Annotated in this window: 14 protein-coding genes; 5 read left to right on the top strand and 9 right to left on the bottom strand. The window is 72.1% G+C overall.

Annotated elements, in window-relative coordinates; genetic code table 11:
* Positions 1-7: 7 nt before the first annotated feature.
* From CUT39_RS05935 to mqnB, 8 genes are all read right to left on the bottom strand, one after another.
* Positions 8-979: a hypothetical protein gene (locus CUT39_RS05935; protein WP_100445055.1), complete on the bottom strand. Its 972-nt coding sequence runs from the start codon at positions 977-979 to the stop codon at positions 8-10.
* Between the two features lie 176 nt (positions 980-1,155).
* Positions 1,156-6,792: a pullulanase-type alpha-1,6-glucosidase gene (pulA, locus tag CUT39_RS21440; RefSeq protein ID WP_198586911.1), complete on the bottom strand. Its 5,637-nt coding sequence runs from the start codon at positions 6,790-6,792 to the stop codon at positions 1,156-1,158.
* Positions 6,793-6,911: 119 nt separating this feature from the next.
* The gene (locus tag CUT39_RS05925) at positions 6,912-7,139 is read right to left on the bottom strand and encodes a hypothetical protein (RefSeq protein ID WP_100445053.1); all 228 of its coding nucleotides are present in this window, start codon (positions 7,137-7,139) and stop codon (positions 6,912-6,914) included.
* Between the two features lie 10 nt (positions 7,140-7,149).
* Positions 7,150-7,599, bottom strand: coding sequence for a membrane protein insertion efficiency factor YidD (yidD, locus tag CUT39_RS21035; protein ID WP_232805626.1), 450 nt, complete (start codon positions 7,597-7,599; stop codon positions 7,150-7,152).
* Positions 7,600-7,949: 350 nt separating this feature from the next.
* Positions 7,950-8,780 (bottom strand): ATP-dependent sacrificial sulfur transferase LarE, encoded by an 831-nt coding sequence (gene larE, locus CUT39_RS05915; protein ID WP_232805625.1) that lies wholly within the window; start codon positions 8,778-8,780, stop codon positions 7,950-7,952.
* A 5-nt stretch (positions 8,781-8,785) separates the two neighbouring features.
* Positions 8,786-9,187, bottom strand: a complete 402-nt coding sequence (locus tag CUT39_RS21685; protein ID WP_100445052.1) for a cold-shock protein — start codon at positions 9,185-9,187, stop codon at positions 8,786-8,788.
* Positions 9,188-9,277: 90 nt separating this feature from the next.
* On the bottom strand, positions 9,278-10,102 hold the full coding sequence (locus CUT39_RS05905; RefSeq protein ID WP_232805624.1) for a 1,4-dihydroxy-6-naphthoate synthase: 825 nt from the start codon (positions 10,100-10,102) through the stop codon (positions 9,278-9,280).
* The gene (gene mqnB, locus CUT39_RS05900) at positions 10,099-10,713 is read right to left on the bottom strand and encodes a futalosine hydrolase (protein ID WP_198586909.1); all 615 of its coding nucleotides are present in this window, start codon (positions 10,711-10,713) and stop codon (positions 10,099-10,101) included. Before mqnB ends, CUT39_RS05905 begins: the two co-directional genes overlap by 4 nt.
* Before the next feature lie 73 nt (positions 10,714-10,786).
* Between mqnB and CUT39_RS05895 the strand changes: the two genes are divergently transcribed.
* Positions 10,787-11,581, top strand: coding sequence for a DUF3027 domain-containing protein (locus CUT39_RS05895; protein WP_408611117.1), 795 nt, complete (start codon positions 10,787-10,789; stop codon positions 11,579-11,581).
* Here the strand turns inward: CUT39_RS05895 and CUT39_RS05890 are convergent.
* Positions 11,578-11,919 carry a DUF2530 domain-containing protein gene (locus CUT39_RS05890; protein ID WP_157930504.1) on the bottom strand — a complete coding sequence of 114 codons (342 nt, stop codon included), beginning with the start codon at positions 11,917-11,919 and terminating at the stop codon, positions 11,578-11,580. The two genes, CUT39_RS05895 and CUT39_RS05890, sit on opposite strands and share 4 nt — an antisense overlap.
* 123 nt (positions 11,920-12,042) lie before the next feature.
* Here CUT39_RS05890 and sepH point away from each other — a divergent pair, with 123 nt between their 5' ends.
* The 4 genes from sepH (at position 12,043) to CUT39_RS05870 (ending at position 17,290) form a co-directional block, all read left to right on the top strand.
* Positions 12,043-13,050, top strand: a complete 1,008-nt coding sequence (sepH, locus tag CUT39_RS05885) for a septation protein SepH (protein WP_100445049.1) — start codon at positions 12,043-12,045, stop codon at positions 13,048-13,050.
* A gap of 157 nt (positions 13,051-13,207) precedes the next feature.
* Positions 13,208-14,473: an MFS transporter gene (locus CUT39_RS05880; RefSeq protein ID WP_100445048.1), complete on the top strand. Its 1,266-nt coding sequence runs from the start codon at positions 13,208-13,210 to the stop codon at positions 14,471-14,473.
* A 182-nt stretch (positions 14,474-14,655) separates the two neighbouring features.
* A complete protein-coding gene (gene thpR / locus CUT39_RS05875; RefSeq protein ID WP_157930503.1) occupies positions 14,656-15,318 on the top strand; it encodes an RNA 2',3'-cyclic phosphodiesterase in 663 nt (220 codons plus the stop codon).
* A 70-nt stretch (positions 15,319-15,388) separates the two neighbouring features.
* Positions 15,389-17,290 (top strand): outer membrane protein assembly factor BamB family protein, encoded by a 1,902-nt coding sequence (locus CUT39_RS05870; RefSeq protein ID WP_100445046.1) that lies wholly within the window; start codon positions 15,389-15,391, stop codon positions 17,288-17,290.
* The last annotated feature ends 57 nt before the right edge of the window (positions 17,291-17,347 follow it).

Raw genomic sequence — 17,347 nt, 5'->3', positions numbered from 1 at the left:
GGGGCCGCTAAGCGGTCTCGCCCTCGAACGTCGTGGCGAGCAGCGCGTCGACCGCCTCCTGCCGGAAGTCGGCGCCCGATTCGGGGATGCTCGCGATTCCGATGAACCCGTTGACGCCGTCGGCGTCGACGATGAGGACCGCCGCGTCCTCGTAGGTGTCGTCGGTGTCGGCGTAGGAGTCCCACTCGATCCGGGTCTCGGCCAGCACGCCGGGCCGGCCGTCGACCTCGACCTCGGTCAGCTCCGGGTCGCCGTAGGTCATCCCCTCGGCGTCGGAGAACCCTTCGGCCCACCATTCGACCGCGCCGGCCGCGCTGCCGGACAGGTCGTCCGGGTCGTACGGGAATTCCAGGCCGGTGCACATGCCCGCCCCGAACAGCGAGATCCAGGTCGGGTCGTGCTGGACCACGTACGAGGTGGCGTCGGCGCCCCAGGCCGTGTTCGTGGCGGGTCCCTGATACGGATCCCACTGGCCGCTTCCGGGCAGCGGCGTCGCCGCGCCCAGCGAGTCGACGGTGATGGTGTCGCCGCTCGGCTCCGTCCCGTCGGTCGGCTCCTCGTCTTCGGTGGGCTCCTCGCCGTCGTCGCCTTCCTCGGTCGGGGCCTCCTCGGACGCGGAGGTCTCCTCGTCCCCGGCGGTGGTGGTGCCCTCGTCGTCGTCGCCGAGCAGGAAGTATCCGGCGGCGCCGCCGCCGATCAGCAGCAGCACTACGACCACGATCAGGATCGCCGTGCCCGCGCCGCCCTTGTTGTCGGGCGGCACCGGCGGCGGACCGTACTGCTGCCCGTACTGGTCCTGGTAGAGCGGCTGCTGGTGGTGATAGCCGGGCTGCTGCGGGTATCCGGGCTGCTGCCCCATGTCGGGCTGGGTGTGGTACTGCGGCTGCTGTGGGTACTCGGGCCCGGCCTGTCCGGGCTGGTAGCCGCCGGGCGGCTGGTTGTAGGGGTCGCCCGGCTGTCCTTGCTGGGGGTATGTCATGGAACGAATCGTAACCGGCTGCTGCCCAGACCGTAGTCCGCGGGCCGTGATAAGCCGGGGCGGACGCGGCACGTCCGCCCCGGTTCCAGGGATCAACGAGTACCCCTCAGTATTCACGGCCTGTCAAGGCGCCCGGCCCCGCTCCGGAACCCGCGGGCCGGGCGTCCGGAAGACCGTCAGCTCACGAACACCGCCACCGAACGGCCCGGCACCGTGAACGTACCGGTCGCATCGTCGAACGACGCCTCGACGAGGACCTCGTCGGCCGACTCACGCAGCACCGGGTGCAGTCCGGCGCCCGAGCCGGCCTGATCGGCCACCGTCCGGTCGACCGCGTCCGGGGTGGCGTTGAACACCGCCGTCACCGTCTCGAACTCGTCGTCCAGGCCCTCCATGTCGACGACCATGGTGATCACGCCCGGCGCCTCGCCCTCGCCCGACAGCGGGAACGAGACCCGCTCGGACACCGCCTCGGCCGTGCCCAGGCTGAACGCCCGCGTCGAGGAGGCGATCCGCAGCAGCTCGGCGTACCTCGCGCCGGCCAGCTCGATGTCCTCGCAGCTCGGCTCGTCCACCCGCGCGACCGCGTCGGCGGCGTGGGACCACTCGTCCTCACTGGTCCACGCCGGCGGCAGGCCGGAGCCGAACCCGTTCGAGGAGGCCCCGAAGCCTTCGGCACCGCCGCAGTCCCACCGGATGGCGTTGAACCAGTCGCCGGAGTCGTACGAATCCCGGTCCAGCGATTTCGACCGCAGCAGCTCCGAACCGGCCGTCACGAAACCGGTCCCCTGGCTCAGCACCGCCGTCGACAGGCTCAGCACCTGCATCCGGGCCCGGTCGGCCCCGGTCACCTCGCCGTCGAGCTTGTAGGCCAGCGAGTCGAACAGGATCTCGTTGTCATGCGCGTCGACGTAGTTCACCGCCTCGCCCGGGGCCGCGGTGTACCCGGCGGCCGCGCCGTTGTAGTCCAGGTCGGCGCCGGACACCGGTCGCCCGTCCGAGGCGGTGAACTCGTAGCCGGCGAGATTGCCGGCCAGCCCCAGTCTCGTCAGGTCCCCGGCGTGCAGCAGCTCGGCGAGGGCGTCCGGCGAGGTCCCCGAGCCGTTGTCCTCGCTCCACAGGCCCGAACCGAAGCCCTGGCGGCGCGGGTCGGCGTCGAACGGCCCGCCCCCGCGGACCGAGTCCCGCATCCGGTCGTTGAACGTCCCGACGCCGGTCCCGGCCATGTTCGGCTGCGTGGCCTGCTCGAACAGGGCGTCCCCGGCCACCTCGCCGAAGTCCCAGCCCTCGCCGTAGAGCAGGATGCCCGGGTCGATCCGGTCGAGCGCGGCCCGGACGGCGAGGATGTTGTCCTTCGGGTGGTGGCCCATCAGGTCGAATCGGAACCCGTCGACCCGGTACGCCTCGGCCCACAGGGCGGTCGACTCGACCACGAACTTGCCGAACATCGCGTGCTCGGGCGCGGTGTTCCGGCAGCAGGTGGAGGTGTGCACGTCGCCGTTGCCGTCGAGCCGGTGGTAGTAGCCGGGCACGATCCGGTCCAGCACCGATCGCTCGTCGGCTCCGGAGGCCGAGGTGTGGTTGTAGACCACGTCGTTCACCACCCGCAGCCCCATTTCGTGGAGCGCCTGGACCATCCGGCGGTACTCCAGGATCCGCCGCGTCCCGTCGGGGTCGGTCGCGTACGAGCCCTCGGGGGCGTTGAAGTGGTACGGGTCGTAGCCCCAGTTGTAGGCGTCCTCGGCCCGGGTCTCGCCGACGCAAGCCTGCTGCTGCGCCGAGTCCGGCGCGAACGAGCCCAGGTCGCAGTCGGGCACGGCCGGGCCGGTCTCCGGGACCGTCGCTATGTCGAACGTCGGCAGCAGGTGGACGTGCGTCAGTCCCGCCTCGGCCAGCTCGGCGAGGTGCCGGACAGCGACCGAGTCGCCCTCGGCGAACGCCGCGTAGGTGCCGCGCAGTCCGGCCGGGACCGACTCGTCGGCGATCGAGAAGTCGCGGACGTGGACCTCCCAGACCTGCGACGCGGCCGGCTCCACCGCCTCGGGCCGAGCCCGGTCGTCCCAGCCCTCCGGCTTCAGGTCGGCGTCGTCGAGGTTGACGATCTGGCTGTGCGTCGAGTCCGCCGCCAGCGAGACCGAGTAGGGGTCGGTGACCGAGTACGACTCGATCCGCTGCGTCGACGGGTGCCAGACCTCCACGGCGAAGCGGTAGTAGGCGCGGTCCCAGTCCTTCTTGCCCTTGACCGACCAGACGCCGGTCGACTCGTCGCGCTTCATCTCGTGGACGGTCGGCTCATCGCCGGGCGAGTCGGACAGCTCGAGCCGCACCGACCGCGCCGTCGGCGCCCACACCGAGACGGTCGGTTTGCCGTTCTTCCAGGTCAGGCCCAGGTCGGCGGCTACCGCAGCGGCGTAGACGTCGTCCAGGACGCCGGCGATCTGCACGCCGGTGGCCAGCCACGGCTTCCCGGTATGGTCGCGCTCGACCGCCACGAGCTGCCCGCGCAGCGCCTCCTCGACGTCGGCGCCCGGGTCGAGGCGGAACGTCCGGTAGTCCCAGTATTCGGGGTGGGCCCGGCGCTGGGACTCGGTCATGCCGCCCGACGGGGTCAGGCCGATGGTCTCGAAGTCGCCGGTGATCTCGCCGTCCTCGACGGCGATCGAGCCGTCGGCGCCGGCCAGCAGCTCGTAGACCTTGCCGTCCGTGGCGCCCGTGTCGAGCGCGATCGAGTCGCGGTCGAGCCAGATCGCGCGCTCGGCCCCCGGATCGAGGTCCGGGCGGCGGTCGAGCGAGGCCCCGGACGGGCGCACGTATCCCTCGGTCGAGGCGGTGATCCACACTTCGTGGCCGAACTCGGCGAAATCGAGCCGCTGGTCGGTCGGCAGGTCCTTCTCGTCGCCGCGGTGGAGGATGTAGGAGAGCGCCTCGGCGTCCTCGGCCAGGTCCACCTCGAACACCGCCCCGAACGAGTCGGTGCGGACCGGCTCGAGCCCGGCGTCCCAGTCGGTCGGTTCGGCCGCGCCCTCCCAGGTGTGCAGGGTCCAGCCGTCCAGGTCGCCGTCGGGGCGCTGGTAGTGGAGGACCGCCTTGCCGTCGGCGGCCGCCCGCGAGGCGTGCGGCCCGGCCGCGGTCACCCAGGTCTCGCCGAGTTCGGACGGGGTCAGGACGATGTCGGCCTCGTGGAGCTTGGTGTCTCCGGCGTGGACGACGGCGCCCATGTCGGCGTCGACCTCGTCCACCGGCACGTTCCAGTACGGCCCCCATTCGTCGGTGCCGTCCGGCGGGCGGGGCGAGTCCCACTCGGTGCCGACGCCGTCGGCGAGCGCCTCGCCCCACAGGTGGAGTCCCCAGTCGGTGCCGTCGTCAGGGGCGTGGACGGTCACGTGTCCGCGAGCCTCCGCCGGGGAGTGGGCGACGTCCCCGCTGCCGGCGGTCAGCCAGATCTCGGGGTGCTCGCTCGGGTCGAAGGACCGGTCGGCCTCGTGGTCCTTGTTGCCGTCGCCGTCGATCACCAGGTAGCCGACCTCGCTCGCCTCCTCGGTGAGCCGGAGGGAAGCGAAGCCTCCGTAGGAGGTCTCGCCGCTGAACGGGTTGGAGTCGGGCCAGACGGTGCTCGAGGAGTCGGCCACGTCGCCCCACGTGTACAGGCCCCATTGCTCGGGATCGCCGTCGTAGTGGACGTTGGCCCAGGCGGGCGACCCGCCGCCCCGGACGGGGGTGGCGACGGTGGTGCTCGCCTTGCCCGAGGCGGTGCGGCCTTCGCGGTCGACGGCCGCGGCCTTGAACTCGACGGTCGAGCCGCCGCCGAGGCCGTCGAGGTCGTAGGCGATCCGGTGGTCCGGGCCGGGCGCGGTGCCCGCATAGGTCCATTCGCCGCCGTCGACGGCGGCGGCGAAGGCGACGCGGGTGAGCGGGTCGCCGGTCACGTCGGCGCTGACGTGCGCGATGCCCGCCGATTCGTCGGCGACGCCGACTTCGACGGTCGGCGCCTCGCCGGTCGGTACCGGCCCGTCGGCGCGGAAGACCGTCGTCGACAGCGGCGGCACGGTGATCGAGGCCGCGCCGCCGGCGGCGTCGATCGAGCCCTCGCCGTAGATCCGGCCGAACCCTTCGGAGTGGGTCTCGACCTCGACCGTCTGCTCGGTCTCGGAGCCGGAGGCCGCGACGAGGTATTCGACGCCTTCTTCGGAGTGGATGCGGGAGAAGGCGAACACGCCGTTCTCGGTCGAGCGCGTCATCTGGATGCCGTCGCTGAGCGCCGGGTGGTCCCTGCGGAGGCCCCCGAGTTCGGCGATGGCCCGGTAGAGGGGGTGGTCGGTGTCGTAGTGGTCCTCGGCGTGCGTGGTGTCGGCGCCGATGATCTCGTCGTCGAGGAATTCGTCCACCTGGGAGGCGAACATCGTCTGGCGCGAGTAGTCGTCGCCGCCTTCGCCGGTGAAGCCCTGCTCGTCGCCGTAGTAGACGACCGGCTGCCCGCGGGTGAGGAACATGAGTTCCTCGGCGAGGACCGCCCGGTCGAGCCAGGTGCTCGGGTCGGTGCGCTTCACGATGCCGGTGCCGACGCGGCCGGCGTCGTGGTTGGACACGAATGTGGGCGTCGACAGCGCGTCGGTGCGCGGGGTGGTGAACAGCGGGTCGGAGTCGTACAGCGTGCCGAGCGCCTCGGCGCCGGCAGAGCCGGTGACGAACCCGTTCGCGGCGCCGTGGAAACCGAAGTCGAGCACGGCGTCGAGCTCGCCCTTGCGCACGTATTCACTGGTCAGGAGCGGGTCGCCGGAGTAGACCTCACCGAAGGCGAAGAAGTCGATGTCCTCGGCGTCGGCGGCCGCGCGGACGCCTGCAAGAAATTGCGGCCAGAATTCGAGGTTGACGTGCTTGACGGTGTCCAGGCGGAAGCCGTCGACGCCGGTTTCGGTGATCCAGTCGGAGTAGACCTCGATCCAGCCGTCGACGACCTCGGACCGCTCGGTCCAGACCGAGTCGAGCCCGGCGAAGTCGCCGTAGGTGGAGGATTCGCCGGAGAAGGCTGACTCGCCCCGGTTGTGGTACATGGCCGGGTCGTTGAGCCATTCGGGCCGCTTGAGGTCGGCCTCGCCCTCCTCGAGGACGGGCGTGTACGGGTAGGTGTCCGCACCGACCTCGGGGAACTCGCCGGAGGCCGCGTAGTTCGCGTCGTCGAACGGCCGGCCGTCGGCGTCGAGGTAAGGCTGCTCGTCCTTGGGGACGTAGGCGCCGGAGTCCTCGGCGTACTGGATGACGTCGGCGGTGTGGTTGACGACGATGTCGAGGTGGACCTCGATGCCGCGCTCGTGCGCGGCGTCGATGAGGCTCTGCAGCTCCGCGTCGTCGCCGAGGTGCGGGTCGACGGCGGTGAAGTCGGTGCCCCAGTAGCCGTGGTATCCGGAGCCGGTCCAGGTCTCGGAGACCTGCACCGGCTGGTTGACCACGACCGGGGTCAGCCAGATCGCGGTGGTGCCGAGACCTTCGATGTAGTCGAGGTTCTCCTCGACGCCGGCCAGGTCGCCGCCCTGGTAGAACTGCCGCCGCGTCGGGTCGTGGCCGTGGTCGAGGGGCCCGCCTTCGATGCCGCCGGTGTTGTTGGACGGGTCGCCGTCGGCGAAGCGGTCGGTCACGACGAAGTAGAACTGCTCGGCCTGCTGCGCCCGGGTCTCGGCGCGGTCGGCGAGCTGGGATTCGGACGGCTCGTCCTCCCAGGACGGTTCGTCCGAGGCCGGTTCGGTGGGGCTGTCGCAGGCGCTGAGTGCCAGTGCCGAGACCAGCACTCCCGCCGCGCATCTGGTGGTACGCCGCATTGCGCTTCTTCCTCCGGGGTCGGTGAGGGCACGGGATGCCGACATCCCGTGTGCGCAAAAACATACCACCTATGAAATTTTCTTGCCAGAGTCTCGTAAGAGATTGCGAACCGGTCGCGTCACTCGCGCTCCTCTTCCAGGATCCGCTCGGGGGCGGGCTCGGGGTGGGAGTAGTGGATCTGCTGCAAGGGCAGGGGGAAGTCGCTGCGCCCGAACGGGGCGGCGGCGCCGATGCGGCCCGAGGTGAACTCGGAGACCGGCAGGTGCCCGGGCTTGACCTCGCGGCTGCGGGCGCGCGCCGCCTCGCGGGACGGGGACGGCTGCTCGACGGTTGTCACTTCGTTCATGGCTCGGAGTTTAACGGCCGGTCCGGCGGCCGGGCACCGGATCGTGCGTGCCCCGCCTCACCCCGGGTCGGCAGCGCAGCACCCGCGCCGCCGCCAGCCGCCCGCCGGCCCACAGTCCGTAGCGGCTCACCGCGCGGAAGCCGTAGCCCGAGCACGAGGGGGTGTACCGGCACTCGACCGACAGTCGCGAAGCGAGTCGGCACCGGTAGCAGGCGATGAGCCGCAGGCCGACCAGGCGCGGCAGCCGCCGGTGGCGGGAGCGGGCCGCCTCGAGCCGTTCGGGTGTGAGCCGACCGAGGGCGAGCGCGAGCGCCGCCCACGGCCCCGGATCGGAGGCGCCGCCGCAGGCGGTCGCGCAGCCGTTGCACGGCCCGCCCGGACTGCAGGCGGCCTCGAGCGGCGCTCCGCAGCCGGCGGAGCACCCCGGCTGGTACGCGCTCGAGCAACCCGACGGATCCACAGATCAGTTCTACACGGCCGGACCGGACGGCGCCCGCCGCCGCGTGCCCGATCCCACACCGTCCAGAGCCAACCGTCCGGAGTGACCGGATGAGGTTCTCGGGAGGTTCAGCGCCAGCGACGGATGGATGCTCACGATTTGAGCTGATTGCTCCGAGAGCCCGATTTCAGGCAATTGACAGGTTCGGCCCAGGCTGCGCTCAGTCTCGTGTTCAACGGTGAAGTCCTCGGGAAAGAGGGGTTCCCGAGGGGTTATGGACCCGGTGAGGCGGTCGCTTCGGACTCATCCTCCACTGACGATCACCGCTGCCCCGCCTCACCGGGCACTTCGGACCGCCTTGCCGCGTCCGGTCACCGGTAGCGCTCGGGGTCCGGCAGCAGCTCGTTCATCGCGCCCGACCTGAAGCCCCGCTCGTCCAGCCGCACCTCCGCGAAGCCCTCCACCGCCTCCAGCACCTCGCTCCGCTCGGCGACCGCCGGCACCAGGTCGGCGTCGACCTCCACCTTCGCGACCGCGTCTCCCAGGTCCCGCACCCGCAGGTTCCGCACCGGGATGCGCGCCTCGGCCAGCGCCCGCCGCAGCGACGCCTCGGCCTCGGCGACCCGGCGCAGCCCGTCGGCGGTGACCTCGGTGCCGTAGGCGATCCGGCTCGACAGGCAGGCGGCGGCCGGCTTGTCCCAGGTCGACAGGCCCCACTCCCGGGACGCGGCGCGGACCTCGGCCTTGCTGAGCCCGGCGTCCGCCAGCGGCGTGAGCGCTCCGGCCCGGGTCGCGGCGCGGATGCCGGGACGGAACCCGGCCACGGTGTCGTCGGCGTTGGTGCCGGTGGCGATCTCGGCGATCCCGCGCCGCTCGGCCAGGGGGACGAGGACGCTCATCAGCTCGGTCTTGCAGAAGAAGCACCGGTCGCCGTCGTTGCGCCGGTAGCCCTCCCGCGCGAGTTCGTCGGTCGCGGGCGTGTGGTGGACGACGCCGAGCCCGGCCGCGAAGGACCGGGCCGAGTCGAGTTCGCTCGGCGCCAGGGACGGCGAGACCGCGGTGCCGGCTTCGACCTTCGCCGGTCCGAGGGCGCGGACGGCGGCGGCCAGCAGGAACGCCGAGTCGGCGCCGCCGGAGAAGGCGATCAGGACCGAGTCGAGCGATGCGAGGCGTCCGAGGAGCGCGTCGACGTGGGAGGCCACCGGAATCACCCCAGGTCGTCGGCGACGGCCCGCAGCATTTCGGCGATCTTGGCGCCGGTCTTCCGATCCGGGCGCCGCCCGCGCGACAGCGGCGGCATGATCTGCTGTTCGAGCACGCCGATCATGTCCTGCAGGAGGCTGTTGAGCTCTTCGGGCGTGCGTCCGGGCTTCGCGGCCGCGGCGGTCGCGGCCGCGTTCTGCGGGCCGGCCACGAGATGCACGCCCATCGCCTGGACCCCGCGGCGGGTGTCGATGATGCTGTACTCGACCTTCTGGCCTTTGACGAGTTCCTCCACGTCCTCCGGCAGCGCGTCACGGTGGACGAACACGTCCTTGCCGCCGTCGTCGCGGGAGACGAAGCCGAAACCCTTCTCGGCGTCGAACCATTTCACTCGACCACTGGGCACCGCTGAACCTCGAAATTCTCGTCTGCTGAAGATCTGACAAGTCCGACAAGCGTAGCCGGTGATGTTTGCGGACAGCTCATCCGGAGTCGCTCATGGTAACGGGAGCCCGATTCCGGGCTCCGGTACCAGGCCGAGCGCCGCGGCGCCGCCGAGGAGCCGCTCGACCGCGGCCCGGCCGGCCTCGCCCAGGTCCCGGGAGAACTCGTTGACGTACAGCTCGATGTGCTTGCGGCACACCTCATCGGACATCTCCTGAGCGTGCTCGGCCACATAGTCCCGGCCGGCTCGGGGGTGCGCGAGGGCGTAGTCGAGGGAGGCCCGGATGGTCCCGGTGAGCTCTGCGGCGTCGAGGTGCGACTTGGCGACGACGGCTCCCAGCGGGACCGGCGCTCCGGTGCTCTCCTCCCACCAGCGGCCGAGGTCGGCCAGAGACCGCAGCCCGTACCGGCGGTAGGTGAAGCGGGCCTCGTGGATCACCAGCCCGGCGTCGTACTCTCCGGCCCGCACCGCCGGCATGATCCGGTCGAACGGGACCACCTCGACCTCGGCGTCGGCGCCGCCGAGGTCGGCCAGCCACAACCGGAACAGCAGATAGGCGGTGCTGCGGTCCGAGGGCACGGCGACCTTGGCGCCCTCGAGATCCTCGCGGCCGCCGGTGAGCACCAGCGGCCCGCACCCCCATCCCAGGGCCCCGCCGGCCGGCAGCAGCCGCCACTGGTCGCCGAGGTACGGCAGGGCGGCGTAGGAGACCTTTGCGACGTCGAACTCGCCTCGCGCGCACGCGGAGTTGGTGACGTCGATGTCGGCGAAGGTCAGCTCGACCGGCGGCCCGTCCACCAGGCCGGCGGTCCAGGCGTGGTGGATGAAGGTGTCGTTGGGGCACGGCGAGTGCGCCAGGCTGATCGGTGCCGTCACAGCTCCCGCACCGCCCCGGTCAGCGATTTGAGGGCCGCGTTCCAGTCCCAGCCCGCCACGTCGCGGTCGCCGACGTGGTTCGACACGGTTCTGATCTCGGCGAACGGCAGTCCGCTCTGGTGGGCGGCGGTGGCCACGCCGAAACCCTCCATCGCCTCGCCGACCGCGGCCGGGTACCGCGCGGCCAGCTCGGCCGCCCGCTCCCGCGAGCCGGTGACGGAGGCCAGCGTCAGGATCTCGCCGCGCACGCCCTCGACCGCCACCGTCAGCACCGTGTTGCAGCCGATCCGGTTCGAGCCGAACCCGATCTCGTCGAGCGGCTGGAGGCGGTCGGGCAGGGCCACGCCCAGTTCGGCGGCCACGGAGTCGGTGGCGATGAGCACGTCGCCGATGCGCGCCCGGCCCTCGAAGGCGCCGCAGATGCCCGCGTTCACGACCACGTCGTAGTCGCGGCCCATCTGCCCGTTCTGGGCGATGGCCCGGGCGCAGGCCGCGGCGGCGGCGGTCGGTCCCACCCCGCACACGAGGACGTCCATCTCGTGCCGGACGGCTCGGCCGGCCTCGATGGCCTCGGCCTCCTCGGGGACCGCGCAGACGACGAGTATTCGCATGGCGTCAAACCTACCCGGATCGGCTCGCGTCACCGCCGGAGCGGCCGGAGCCGATCGGCCCGCGGCTTGACCTATTCTTGGACGCGTGCCTGAGAGCTCAACCGCCACCGCGGCCAAGACCCGGACCCGCAAACCGCGCCTCGACCGCATCTGCGCCGACGCCCTCGATACGGCCCGCGAGGCCGCCGAGGAGTCCGGCGACGGTGTGGGCGAGCACCTGACCGTCGAGGCCGAGGCCGACCGGGTCGTCACGCACTACTTCGACTGCACGCTGGCCGGCTACCGCGGCTGGCGCTGGGCCGTCGTCGTCAGCCGCGCCCCGCGCGCCCGCACCGCCACCGTCTCGGAGACCGCGCTGCTGCCCGGTCCGGACGCGCTGCGGCCGCCGGAGTGGATCCCGTGGGCGGAGCGGCTCGAGGCCGGCGAGGTCGGTGTGGGCGAGGTCCTGCCGGCCCCCGAGGAGGACGACCGCCTCATGCCCGCCTACCTCCATTCCGACGACGACGCGGTCGAGGATATCGCCTTCGAGCTCGGCCTGGGCCGCGAGCGCGTGATGAACCGCGCCGGTCGCGCCGAGGCCGCGCAGCGCTGGTACGACGGCGACCGCGGCCCGGCGGCCCCGATCAGCGAGTCCGCGCCCGCCTCGGCCCGCTGCGGCACGTGCGGGTTCTACCTGCCGCTGGCCGGATCGATGCGGCGGGCGTTCGGCGCCTGCGCGAACGTGTACTCCTCCGAGGACGGCAGGGTCGTCTCCGCCGACCACGGCTGCGGCGCCCATTCCGAGATCGGCGAGTACGTCGACACCACTCCGCACGGGGTGGCGCAGTCGGAGACGGTGTACGACGACGGGGGCTCGGAAGTCCTTTAGGTCCGGTCGTTCCGGGTTCCGGACGCGCGATCGCCGCCGTTGTGCCGCGCGAGGCGGCGCCGGTCCATCACGGCCATCGCCGCGGTCCCGATGACGCCGAGCCCGACTCCGCACAGCGCGCACGCCACCCACCATTCGCGGCCCGATTCCGCGAGCTCCTCCCGGAACGACCATGCCAGCACCAGCGCGATCGTCCACAATAGTGTCCCGCCGGCGGCGATCGGCGTCATCCGGACCGGCGCCGCTCCGGGCGCGGGCACGTCGGGGGAGCGTTTGACGCGCTGCAGCGCCTCCCTGGGGCGCTGGCCGGGAGTCCCGGGCGATTGATGAGGCGACACGTCGGCCAATCTACCCTCAAGAAGGAATATCGTCCCCCGGCGCTTGTGGTTCGCCGGTAGGGTTGGGCGTACGCTCGGATGAGCTGGCTAAGCGGCGCTGACGACACACGAGGGGTGAAAGGCATGAGGCCGGTACGGTTCGTAGCCCTCTCAGAGGACGGTCACGCGCTGGTGCTCGCCGACGAGTTGGGGCGTCTGCTGGCGCTGCCGCTCGACGAGCGGGTCTCGGCGGCCGTGGAGATCCAACCGGACGGGAAGTCGGTCAAGGCCACGGACGGTTCCGATGAATCCGCCGCCGAAACCGCCCGGACCGCTCCGCCGCGCGGCGCCGCCGTGAACCTCTCGCCGCGCGACATCCAGACCCGCATCCGCTCGGGGGAGTCGGCCGAGGACATCGCCGCCTCCTCTCAGGTCGCCGTCGACCGGGTGCTGCGCTACGCCGGCCCGGTCCTCCAGGAGCGGGCGATGCTCGCGCAGGCCGCCCGCCGCGCCCGTCTGGCCACTTCGGAGCGCGGCGAGCGCATGTCTAATGTGGTCGACATGAAGCTCGGCGCGCACGGGGTCGACCCGGAGGCGGTCACCTGGGACGCCTGGCGCACCGAGGACGCGTCGTGGATGATCCAGGCCTCCTGGGCCTCGGGCAAGACCACCGCCCGCGCGTGCTGGAGGCTCGACCGCGGCCGCCAGACGGTCACTCCGGACGACGAGATGGCGCAGTTCCTCTCGACGCCGGCCCCGCGGCAGGTGAGCGACCCGATCGAGGTGGCCGCCGAGACCGGCATCCGCCCCGGCGAGCCGGCCCGGCCCTCCCGCGACCCGATGCACGGGATCGGCGACGGCGACGCCGACCGGCCCGACCCGCTGCGCCGCGACCGGCTCCGCGAGGTGCTGGAGCGCCCGCTGGAGGAGCCGTCCCGGAAGCGTTCGCAGTCCTCGCTCGGGCTGCCGGGCACGACCGCCGCGACCGAGCAGCGCGAGACGCCCGAGGTGCCGTCACTGGCGGTCCTCCGGCCGAACCGGCGCTCGGCCGACGAGGACGAGCAGCTCCCGCTCGCCGCGGCCGGCTCCAAGCCGCGCAACCAGCTCCCGGGGTGGGACGACGTCCTCTTCGGCAGGGCCGAGAACAAGTAACGCCGCGGCCGACCCCGACTCGAGAGGCTCCGCGACCGGGCGGGTCCGGGAGGACCAGCCCGGTCCTTCTCTGCGCACGAGTGGAGAACGTGCTGCGTATGGACTCCGTCTCATTTCCTAGCTTGCCGACCGGTAAGTGGCTTATCATCGATGGATCATGTCCCCGGTCTTCACAGCGCAGCTCCAGCACACGTTCCGGGCCTTCGCCTACCCGGCGTACCGGCTCTTCGCCTGCGGCCAGATGCTGGGGACCATGGGCTTCTGGCTCCAGACGACCGCCGTCAACTGGCTGGTCCTCGAGCTGACCGGTGACTCCGGGACCGCCCTCGGCCTGTCCCTGGCCATCCAGTTCGGACCCTTCCTGCTGTTCGGCCTGCAGGGCGGCAAGCTCGCCGACGCGTTCGACAAGCGCATCGTCCTCCTGGCCTCCAGCCTGTGCACCGCCGCGATCGCGGGGTTCCTGGCGACCGCGGTCGTCTCCGGGATCGTCGAGCTGTGGATGGTCTACCTCGCGGTGTTCCTCTTCGGCGCCGTCTCCGTGGTCGAGGGCCCGGCCCGCCAGACCTTCTACGCCGAGATCGTCGAACCCGAGGCCCTCCCGAACGCCATCTCGCTCGGCTCGGCGATCTTCAACACCAGCCGTATCGCCGGTCCCGCCGTGGCCGGACTCTTGATCGCCCTGACCAGCACCGGCACCGTCATCGCCATCAACGCGGCCGCCTTCCTCGGCCCGGCGCTGGCCTGCGCGCTCCTGCTGCGCCGCGAGCTGTCCAACCCCATCCACCGCGGCTCCGACTCCTCCGGCGGCATCGGCGAGGCCCTTCGGCTGGTCGCCGCCCGCCCCGACCTGGTCGGCGTCCTGTTCGTGACCCTGTTCGTCTCCGGATTCGCCTTCAACTTCCCGATCACCCTGTCGATGCTGGCCAAGACCGAGTTCGACACCGGCGCCGACACCTTCGGGCTGCTGCTGACCGCCCTCGCGGTCGGCGCGCTCGCCGGGTCCCTGGCCTCGGGCCGCCGCTCGGGCCGCCCCGGCGTCTACACCGTGCTCGGTGCCGGGCTCGCGCTCGGAGCCGCCACCGTCGCGGCCGGGTTCGGTCCCAACCTCTGGTCGGCCATGGTCCTGCTCGTCCCGGCCGGATTCGCGATGGTGTACTTCGCGCAGGCGGCCAATCAGCGCGTCCAGATGGGGGTCCGCCCCGACTTCCGCGGCCGGGTCCTCAGCGTGTACCTGCTGGTCTTCCTCGGTTCGACTCCGGTGTTCGCGCCCTTGGTCGGCTGGGTCTGCGAGGTCGCCGGCGCCCGCGCCGGCCTGTGGCTCGGCGGCGGCGTATCGATCGCGGCCGTAGCGTTCGCATACGGGGTCAAGCACGTCCGGATCCGGCGGACCGCGGCGGCACTGCCGGGCAAGGCGATGCCGTAGGCCGGGACCAGGCCTCCATTTCCCAGAAGTTACTGTCCCGTTATATGGGATTTCACTGAATTAACAGTCGATCCGGCTGCGAGGATTAGTCACATCGCGACAACCCCGGCGCGTCGGCTCGACACATCCATCGACACCGGCTGCGCCGATCTACCCCGAGCGAGCCCCCTGGAGGGAATCCAGTGAGTGCCACAGTCGCCGCAGTCGCCGAGACAGGGACCCGGACACAACGCCTGTTCGCGGCGCTCCCGCTGCCGGAGAACGCCCTGTCCGACCTCGCCGAAGTGGTGTCCGACCTCAACATCGCCCGCCGCGGCGCCGGCGGACGACCGGGCGCCGGCAACCGCCGACCCGTGACCTCGGGCCGCCTGGTCCGCTCCGAGAACTGGCACCTGACCCTCGCGTTCATCGGCGAAGTCGCGACCGAGCGGGTCGGCGACGCCGCCGAGGCCATCGCCGACGCCAGCGCCGCCTGCGATCCGCTGCGGCTCTGCGTCTCCGGCGGCGGCCGGTTCGGCCGCGGCCGCTACTCGGTCGTCTACGCCGGCCTCGAAGGGGACGTCGCGCGGCTGGTCCAGTTCGTCCACCGCATCCGCGCCGGACTGCTGGCCGCCGACCTGCCGGTGGACCAGAAGCAGTACCGGCCCCACGTCACCCTCGCCCGCCCCGGCGACCGCGTCACCAACCAGCAGGCCGCCCAGGACCTGCTCACCCTGCGCCGCTACCACGGGCCGAGCTGGACCGCCCGCGAGGCCGTGCTCTACAAGTCCGACTTCGGCAAGGGACCGGCCGGACGGCAACCGAACTACACCGCTGTGTCCAACCTGCCGCTCGGCTCTGCATAGGACTCAGGACGCCAAGGGCCATCTGCCCGAAAGGCCGCCTCTTCGACCCGGCTGCGGGTAGAAAGAGTGCATGTCCGCGAGCGACTCGTCCGCCCCCGCCGGCAACGGAGCCCGGCACTCCAACGGCCGTCGAGCGGCACCGCTCGGGCGGCCGCTCGCCCGCGTATTCCTGCGCACCGCCGGCCTGACCGCCCTGGTCGCCTGGGTCGCGCTGCTGGTGTGGGCCGCCTTCGGCAGCGTCTCCACCGGCTCGTCGGGCCTGTTCATGATCATCGGCACGGTCGGCTCCTGCCTGGTGGTCGCCCTCGTCCTGGCCACCGCCGGCACCCACTCGGGGCTGCGGACCATCATCGCCGGGCTGCTCACCGCGGTCCTCGCCGCCGCCGCGGGCTGGACGGTGTACTCCTCCATGCCCGAGGCCGGGCCCGACCGGTTCATCACCCTCCGCGCCGGCGTGGCCGCCCTCGCGTACGGCTTCGGCGTCCTCGGCGGCGGCCTGCTGGCACTCAGCGAGTTCGTCGTCGAGGGCTACTCGGGCGGCCGCCGCTTCGTCCCCCGGAACATGCGGCGAAAGACCGGCGCGCTGGCGATCGCGATCGTGGTCATGGCCGCCGCGGCGCTGGCCCCGGCGATGCAGCGCTGGGCCGAGCTGGCCAACCAGGACGTCCGGACCGGCGATGCCGCCGAGGCGGCGATCGGGATCGAGGACGGGATCGACATCGCCTCGGTGCGCCGGTTCGTCGAGACCCCGCACGGACTGCTGCGGGTCGACTACCCCGGCGAGGCCACCCCGCAGGCGGTCACGCTGCTCGACCCGGCCACCGGCGCGGCGGCGTGGTACCACCGGCGCTGGAACTGGCGCTTCTCGCAGGCGCCGGTCCTGTCCCGATCGGCGCATCTGACCGCGCTGTCCGGGCCGCGGGCCGACGACCCGGCCGACTACCAGACGCGGGTCCTGCGCACTCAGACCGGCAGCGAGGTCGCCACCGTGTCCTTCGAGGGCGCCCCGGGGCGGCTGCTGGCGGTCGACGAGGACCGGCTGCTGTACGCGGGCGACCGCGGCAGGTCATTCGCCGCCTACGACTTCGACGGCGACACGGTCTGGACCCGGGAGCTGCCCGAAGGATGCGAGGGAACCAGGGCCCGGATGAGCGCGGACCGCCTGGTCATGCTCGCCGACTGCATGCCGGCCCCGGACCGCGCGGTCGCCCGGAACTGGATCCTGGCATTCGATCTGCGCGACGGCGATTCGGTGTGGAGGCGCAAGGTCGACCGCGATTCGGAGGTGCCTCCGGAGAGTTTCCTGGTCACCGAGGAGGCGGTGATCTACGACAGCCGCAAGGAGCACCGGGTCACCGACGGGCCGTTCTCGGCGCGCCGCTTCGAGCACCGGCTGCTCGCGTTCGACCTGGCCGACGGCGAGGTGATCTGGCGCAACACGGACGAGTCGTTCGGCTCGACCCATTCCTCGGCCTGCGGCGGGACCCTCCACATGTCGCGGCCGGCCGCGCTCGAGACCTCCGGCGCGGCCCCCGGCGAGGCACCCGCCCGCGCCTCGGCCGAGCACGGCGAGCGGCGCACGGTCCAGCTCGTGGAGTGCTTCACCGCCGAGGACGAGCGGGGCGGCGCCCGGCTCGGCGTCATGGCCTACGACGCGGAGTCCGGCGACAGACTCTACAAGCGCTCGGTCCGGCTCGGCTACGTGCCGCTCGACCCGGCCTCGACGCGCGGCTGGGCCACCGTGCTGCCGGACAACCGGACGATCCTCGCCACCGACCGCTCGCTGGACCGCGCCGAACCCGACTGCCGCCTCTACGAGGTCGCCGACGGCGACGCCGAGCGCCTCGACCTGTCCGAGCACGAGCTCCCGGAGGACTGGTGCCGGGACGCGCAGTTGACGTCCGTGGCCGGCGGCGTCGCCGTCAGCTACGTGGACGAGGACGACGCGAGGGCCGTCTTCCTGGTCTCATAGCCGCGCACGGCGCCGCGGCCGCAGAACGCTCAAACCGTGTGATTGAAAACCCCACAT

This window comes from Glycomyces xiaoerkulensis, assembly GCF_002798405.1.
GTDB lineage: Bacteria > Actinomycetota > Actinomycetes > Mycobacteriales > Micromonosporaceae > Glycomyces > Glycomyces xiaoerkulensis.
The sequence above is the reverse complement of the archived record's forward strand: the minus strand, read 5'-3'. Positions and strand labels throughout refer to the sequence as shown.